The organism is Pseudomonas sp. RA_35y_Pfl2_P32, assembly GCF_963970735.1.
GTDB lineage: Bacteria > Pseudomonadota > Gammaproteobacteria > Pseudomonadales > Pseudomonadaceae > Aquipseudomonas.
In genome coordinates this window covers 1-440 of the sequence record NZ_CAXAQF010000360.1, presented here as the reverse complement: position 1 = coordinate 440, position 440 = coordinate 1, and the positions used below count along the sequence as shown (strand labels likewise).

Here is a 440-nt window from a genome sequence, read left to right as displayed (position 1 = left end):
CGCGCGGTGCGGGCGGGATGCCCACGAGGTCGAACTGGCCGAGCAGCTTGTTGTCGGCCGCCATCTCGCGCTCACCCTGGCTGACGCGGATGGTCACCGCGTTCTGCCCGTCCTCGGCCGTAGAGAAAACCTGGCTCTTCTTGGTCGGGATGGTCGTGTTGCGGTCGATGAGGCGCGTGAACACGCCACCCAGCGTCTCGATGCCGAGCGACAGCGGCGTCACGTCGAGCAGCAGCACGTCCTTGACGTCACCCTGCAGCACGCCTGCCTGAATGGCAGCGCCCATCGCCACGACTTCATCGGGGTTGACGCCCGAATGCGGTTCCTTGCCGAAGAAGTCCTTCACGACCTGGCGCACCTTGGGCATGCGGGTCATGCCGCCGACCAGCACCACTTCGCTGATGTCCGACGCCTTGACGCCGGCATCGGCCATCGCCTTG

The 440-nt window shown here is 66.4% G+C and carries 1 protein-coding gene; it reads right to left on the bottom strand.

The features are described from left to right. Window positions 1-440: Hsp70 family protein (locus AACY45_RS28705; RefSeq protein ID WP_339548857.1), on the bottom strand; the 440-nt coding region annotated here is incomplete at both ends.